Origin of the sequence: Streptomyces sp. NPDC059455, assembly GCF_042750115.1 — a bacterium.
GTDB lineage: Bacteria > Actinomycetota > Actinomycetes > Streptomycetales > Streptomycetaceae > Streptomyces > Streptomyces endocoffeicus.
The window spans coordinates 1-2,371 of sequence record NZ_JBHYVB010000453.1 but is presented as its reverse complement, the minus strand read 5'-3'; the positions used below and the strand labels follow the sequence as shown (position 1 = coordinate 2,371).

The following is a 2,371-nucleotide window of genomic DNA, read 5'->3' as shown; positions in this document are numbered from 1 at the left end:
GCTGCTGCGACGGACCATTCGGCGCCGACAAACCATTACTCGCACCATCCTGGTTCACCGCACTACCCGCAACCACCGCCAACACCCGGTGCCCAAGCCGGCGAGCGTCGGACAGCCGCTCCAGGACCAGGACGCCGACGCCCTCACCCCACCCGGTGCCATCAGCAGCCTCAGCGAACGGCTTACACCGCCCGTCGGCGGCCAGACCTCGCTGCCGCGCGAACTCCGTGTATGTCCCGGGCGAGACCATCACCATGACCCCGCCGGCCAGGGCTATCCCACACTCACCGGACCGCAACGCCTGCGCCGCAAGGTGAATGGCCATCAGCGAGGACGAACACGCCGTGTCCACCGACACCGCCGGACCCTGCAAGCCCAGCGAGTACGCGACCCGGCCCGACGCCACACTCGCCGTCGTCCCGGTCAGGCCGAAACCACCGGCACCGTCCCGCTCACCGAGCTGGTAACCCGACGCGATGACTCCGGCGTAGACACCCGTGTCGGAGCCACGCAGCGAACCCGGGGTGATGCCCGCGTCCTCCAGCGCCTCCCAACACGTCTCCAACAGCAACCGCTGCTGCGGATCCATCCCCAACGCCTCACGCGGACTGATCCCGAAGAACTCCGCATCGAACTCACCAGCTTTATCCAGGAAACCACCCACCCGGGCGAAAGCGGTGCCCTCGTCACCGGACTCGGACAGGTCGGGCGTCTCCCAACCGCGGTTCACCGGGAAGCCCGACATCGCATCGGTCCCTGCGGCGATCAACTGCCAGAAGCCCTCCGGGTCCTCCACCCCGCCCGGGAACCGGCACCCCATACCGACGATCGCCACCGGCTCATCCGTGCCAACGCGGACCACCGGGACAGCCGCCGCATCGACAACCCCGTCCGGCCCGCGGGCCTCGGCCACCAGGAACCGGGCAACCTCCAACGGTGTCGGCTGGTCGAAGACCAAGGTGGCGGGGAGGCTCAGGCCCGTCTCGGCCGCCAGCCGGTTGCGCAGCTCCAGCCCGGTCAGCGAGTCGATGCCCATGTCCCGGAACGCCCGCTGAGGATCGACGTCCCCAGGGCGACTGTGACCCAGAACAACCGCCGCAGCGGCCCGAACGACCTCCACGACGTCATGCTCACGCTCAGCGGGACTGAACGCGGCCAACCGCGCCGCCAGACCGCCCACGACCGCAGCCGCGGACGCGGACGGACGGGCAGGAGCGCCGACGGCCAGACCCCGCAGCAGCGCGGGCACCGGCCCGCCAGCACGCGACAGCGCGGCCAAGTCGAGTCGGGCCGGGACCACCAACGGCGCACCCAACGCGGTAGCGGCCTCGAACAGCGCCAAGCCCTGCCCGGTCGCCATCGGCTGGATACCGCCCCGGCGCAGGCGGGACAACCCAGTGCCGTTGAGGTGCCCGGTCATCTCCGAGGTCTGGGCCCACAGCCCCCACGCCAGCGACTGACCGGCCAGGTGCCGGTCGCGACGATAGGCGGCCAGCGCGTCCAGGAACGCGTTCGCGGCGGCATAGCCGGCCTGTCCCGGATTACCCACGATGGCTGCGGCCGAGGAGTAGAGGACGAAGCCCGCCAGGCCCGCGCGCTCGGTCAACTCGTGCAGGTTCCAGGCCGCGTCGGCCTTGGCGGCCAGCACCGGCGCCATCCGCTCAGGCGTCAGCGACTCCACCGTCACGTCGTCGATCACACCAGCGGCATGCACCACCGCCGTCAACGGACGCTCAACCTGAAGCCGCGCCAACACCGACATCAGGGCGCTGCGGTCGGCGGCGTCGCCCGCCTGCACCCGCACACTCGCACCCGAGGCCGCCAACTCGGCCACCAGGCGGGCCACTCCCGGCGCCGCCGGACCCCGCCGCGACAACAGCACCAGGTGTTTCATCCCGCGTACGTCCACCAGGTGCCGGGCCAGTTCCCCACCCAGCGTCCCGGTACCGCCCGTGACAAGCACCGTGCCCTGCGGGTCCCACTGAGCCGGGACGTTCAGCACGACCTTGCCGATGTGGCGGGCGGCCTGGAGATGACGCAGCGCCGCCACCGCCTGCGACAACTCGAAGCACGTCACCGGCGGCGGGACCAGCGTCCCAGCCTCGAACATCGCCACCAGCTCGGACAGCATCTCCGCCACCCGCGGCTCGCCCGCGTCCATCAGGTCGAACGCCTGGTAGACGACCTCGGGGTGGGACTCGGCGATTTGCTCGGGATTGCGGATGTCGGTCTTGCCCATCTCCACGAACCGGCCGCCGCGCGGCAGCAGCCGCAGGGAGGCGTCCGTGAACTCCCCGGCGAGGGCATTGACGACCACGTCCATGCCCTCGCCACCCCTGACGGCCAGGAACTGGTCGCAGAACGTGAGATC

General features: G+C 70.8%; 1 protein-coding gene. It reads right to left on the bottom strand.

All coding sequences use genetic code 11. The features are described 5' to 3' along the window. Positions 1-2,371 (bottom strand): SDR family NAD(P)-dependent oxidoreductase (locus ACFXB5_RS53435; RefSeq protein WP_385223295.1); only part of this gene is annotated, 2,371 nt, incomplete at both ends.